Origin of the sequence: Methanotorris formicicus Mc-S-70 (assembly GCF_000243455.1) — an archaeon.
GTDB classification, from domain to species: domain Archaea; phylum AGJL01; class Methanococci; order Methanococcales; family Methanococcaceae; genus Methanotorris; species Methanotorris formicicus.
The window spans coordinates 1-3,546 of sequence record NZ_AGJL01000088.1 but is presented as its reverse complement, the minus strand read 5'-3'; the positions used below and the strand labels follow the sequence as shown (position 1 = coordinate 3,546).

The window sequence follows — 3,546 nt, the reverse complement described above, 5'->3', positions numbered from 1 at the left end:
ATTTATCTATTTGATGGGAACTACCGTTTTATAAAATATTTAACCATAAAGATTTAATTGTTTGCGTCAAATATGAAAAATGCTTAATAAATTTAAAAGTAAATACTTTATCTTAAAATTAGGATTGATACAACATTTTAAAAATTTTTGGTATATAAATATCCACTACAACCTACGGTTGCAGGGATCGAAGCGAATCCTTCGGATTTCTGACTCACGAAAACCTTTTAGGTTTTCGTCGAGAGTTAAATATTCGCAAACAACTTAGTTTTAAAAAAGAACAAATATTTAGATAAATAGATTCCCAATAGCAAGGACAAATAGCATTCCCATCAATGCCAAATGGGATGAATAAATTCCAGTATTTTGGAATTGGGTTTTTAGGATATTGCATATTGTTCCACAAATTGTAAGTGGAGCGATTATTTGGAATGCAATTGCTGAATAGAACACAATGTTATTATCTACAAATAAAGATGCCAATGTCAATATAAATGCAATCATCAAAGATGCAAAGTGTGGCATCAACCTCATCCCTGTCATTCTAAATGTGGCAAATCCTGATAACATAGAGCCAAATATAACTGATAGGGATACAAGCATTATAACTTCATTCATGGTTCTCACCTTTTTTATAGCCAAACGGGTCTTACATTTGGTTTTGATAAGTAGTTTAAGAATGTTGGTGCTCCTGCAATTTCAAAACCATCCTCAAGATTCTTCTCATTTATTCCTCTAAACTTAGCACTTAATTCACAAACATAAATCTTTATTCCATTCTTTATTGCCATCCTCATCAAATCCCCCAATTTTGGGAAGTTGGGATGTTTAACCTTATCGCACTCTCCTTTTAATGCCAAACTTGCACCATCCATCATTAAGAAGATTACTGGATTCAAATTCATTTTTTTAGCAACATCCGCCATCATGAATGTAGCATAGGCCTTCTCTGCATTTCCTGTTCCAGTTGTGTTTATAATGAACAATTCATCAATATTTACTGATGCAACCTCTGTTTTTTTCTCTCCTTTTTTAATCAATATTCTATAGTTCCCATCTCCAAGTTCTTCAACAGATAAAACCTCATGTCCAGATCCTTTTAATCCCTCTGTTAAATCAGTTAAGGCATTTTTTCCAGATATTATCTCCAATACTTCTCCAATGTTCATCTTATCCAACATATCTGAAACCATCATAATTGGACCTGGGCACGTTGCACCTACTACATTTATTGTTCTATCTGCCTTTATTTCCCCAACCATGATTTTTACCACATTTCCATCTATTTCCATTTTATAACCGATCTTTTTCATTAGATTTTCAATATCTTTGATTTGTTCTTTCCCATCCGTCTCAATAATTAAAATCCCATCTTTCATTTTTTCTAAAACTCTATCAACTAACAACGATGGGCTCCTCAACTCCTTAACTGATATTTCTCTTATCATTTTACCACCCTTTTTAGAATTTTACAATTTGGGTAGGAAATTTTTTTAATTTCAAAATCTTCCTTCATTAATTCAATTTCAGTCCTTATGTCCTTCCCATTACAAAATTCACAAACTATATAAAGTTCTTCATCTTTTTTTGAAAATTTGGAATGTTTGCAGATGATTTTTAGTTCCATTTTACCACACAAGTGTCACCATCATACACAACCATTTGTAAAAAATTAAATGGAGATTACATCTTCTTTTTAATTTCCTCTACTAATGCCTCTTTTGTTGGAGCACCGATGAACGTAACTTCTCCATCAATAACAATTGTTGGTACTGCCATTATGCCATATTTGGCCGCTCTTTCAGGTTCTTTCATGGCATCAATATACTCGACCTCAATTCCATCAATTTCACTTGCAACTTCTTCAACAACCCTCTTTGCCGCTGGACAATGTGGGCACATTGGTGATGTGAAAACCTCTACTTTAACCATGTTATACACCATTTTACTTTTTAATAATTATTAATTTAGTAACCCTGCTATTTATGTTTTTTTATTAAATAAGGTTATTTTGGGGATTTACCCCCAAATTTCTTTGAAGTGTTCCAATGCTTCAATTACGTTATCCAAGTCATCGACTGGGAACGCAAATACAACTTCTTCATCAGCAATCTCTGCATATTTTCTTGAACCATTGCATCCTAATGTAGCATTTGCAACTCCTCTAACTTTAACTGCTGCAACTGCATCAGCACACAATGACTGAATTCCAGAGAAGTCTGCTTGGAATCTTCCTCCATTTTTGTATAATAATGCCTGTGTCAATCTTAAACCTTGCTTTGGTGTGCAGATAACCACTATTGAGTCAGGAGTGAAGTCAGCATCTTCTAATGGTGCATAGACACTTGCATACATTTCTTCTTTGACTCTTGGGATTGCTCCAACAGTTTTTACTGCCCCTTCCTCTGTAGCAAAGTTTCCTAATTTGTGGTATAACTTCCCAGTTTTCAATGGTTCTGGAGCATCTTGAACAACACCAATTGCATAAGCCCCTCCCTTACAGGAGTGCTTTTCTTTTGTAGCATAGAATTTCTTTCCTTCTTTTCTTGCAATTTGTATCATTTCGCAGTGCCTCTTCTCTTCCCCAAGTTCTTCGTATCCTGCTGGAATTTCATCTTTTGATTTTGCCAATTTTACAGCAACTGCTGAACCTTCTAAACCTAAAAGTTCTTTTAATTTTGCACCTTTTTCTTTCAAATCCATACTATCACCTCAGTAGTTATTGCCTGATTTAATTTTGCACATATGTGTAGTAGTTATTTGGCAATATAAATGTTACGGTTTGTGTTCTAATCACACACAATTATATTGCACATTAGATATATAAATGTTTCGGTTTGTGTTCGAACCACACACAACCATATATTACATTATTTTCAATAATTATATGAAAGTGAAAAACCAAATTTTTATTCAGTTTAAACTCTCCCACCACAACGGTTTTTGATCCCCCTCTGGTCACTTTAGCTTAAAAATTGAAGATTTTTAAGACCTGGATTTATTCAAATAATAGACAAAAAATTATATTGTTCATCATTATATTTATACATTATAGTTTTGTTTGCACACGTTCACATAGGAATTCAAAAAGAAAAACAGAAATGATGTCTTAACTATAAGTTGTTTGCGTTAAATATTGGAAAAATACTTCAATAAATTTAAAGAAGATTGCAACCTACACAACATTAAAATAAGACAAATATAGCCATAGGACTTTCGCAAGCATATTCGAATATAATGATATAGCATTTATGATAAGATATTTCTACCACAACATTTTACTATTTTTCGAATAAAAATTGTTTATGGTGAGAATATTCTCAAAAAAGCGAATGCAATTGTTTATATGCTCTTTCTTCTATTGTCAGAGTTTAATTCGTGTATAGAACTATCTAAAACATTACGCATTTTCGGAATAAACGTATCTCACGATACCATAAATCGAATTCTTTGGAATGAGGGTCTTAACCCACAAGAGAATCTATTTAACTTCATGAAAAAACTTTATAACTCCCGAATATAACATTTTCGTTATAGATGATTTTG

5 protein-coding genes and 1 pseudogene are annotated in these 3,546 nt (G+C 32.7%); 1 reads left to right on the top strand and 5 read right to left on the bottom strand.

What is annotated here, in order from left to right; all coding sequences use genetic code 11:
• Nucleotides 1-288: 288 nt before the first annotated feature.
• The 5 genes from METFODRAFT_RS09340 to METFODRAFT_RS09320 form a co-directional block, all read right to left on the bottom strand.
• Nucleotides 289-618: a DUF5400 domain-containing protein gene (locus METFODRAFT_RS09340; protein WP_007045370.1), complete on the bottom strand. Its 330-nt coding sequence runs from the start codon at nt 616-618 to the stop codon at nt 289-291.
• 14 nt (nt 619-632) lie between these two features.
• Nucleotides 633-1,448, bottom strand: a complete 816-nt coding sequence (locus METFODRAFT_RS09335) for a sulfurtransferase TusA family protein (protein ID WP_007045369.1) — start codon at nt 1,446-1,448, stop codon at nt 633-635.
• Nucleotides 1,445-1,627 carry a hypothetical protein gene (locus tag METFODRAFT_RS09330; protein ID WP_007045368.1) on the bottom strand — a complete coding sequence of 61 codons (183 nt, stop codon included), beginning with the start codon at nt 1,625-1,627 and terminating at the stop codon, nt 1,445-1,447. The genes METFODRAFT_RS09335 and METFODRAFT_RS09330 overlap by 4 nt, the downstream gene beginning before the upstream one ends.
• 56 nt (nt 1,628-1,683) lie before the next feature.
• Entirely contained in the window at nt 1,684-1,932 is a 249-nt protein-coding gene (locus METFODRAFT_RS09325; RefSeq protein WP_048115854.1) for an MJ0307 family thioredoxin, read from the bottom strand.
• Nucleotides 1,933-2,019: 87 nt separating this feature from the next.
• Complete coding sequence (locus METFODRAFT_RS09320) at nt 2,020-2,703, bottom strand: DUF169 domain-containing protein (RefSeq protein WP_007045366.1); 684 nt, start codon at nt 2,701-2,703, stop codon at nt 2,020-2,022.
• A 613-nt stretch (nt 2,704-3,316) separates the two neighbouring features.
• On the opposite strand from METFODRAFT_RS09320, the pseudogene METFODRAFT_RS11990 reads away from it, so the two are divergent.
• A pseudogene (locus METFODRAFT_RS11990) lies at nt 3,317-3,546 on the top strand (IS701 family transposase); the annotation flags it as partial.

Coding starts and splice junctions, on each gene's coding strand:
- METFODRAFT_RS09335 (WP_007045369.1), bottom strand. CDS start 1,448: ATGATAAGAGAAATATCAGTTAAGGAGTTGAGGAGCCCATCGTTGTTA.
- METFODRAFT_RS09320 (WP_007045366.1), bottom strand. CDS start 2,703: ATGGATTTGAAAGAAAAAGGTGCAAAATTAAAAGAACTTTTAGGTTTA.
- METFODRAFT_RS09340 (WP_007045370.1), bottom strand. CDS start 618: ATGAATGAAGTTATAATGCTTGTATCCCTATCAGTTATATTTGGCTCT.
- METFODRAFT_RS09330 (WP_007045368.1), bottom strand. CDS start 1,627: ATGGAACTAAAAATCATCTGCAAACATTCCAAATTTTCAAAAAAAGAT.
- METFODRAFT_RS09325 (WP_048115854.1), bottom strand. CDS start 1,932: ATGGTTAAAGTAGAGGTTTTCACATCACCAATGTGCCCACATTGTCCA.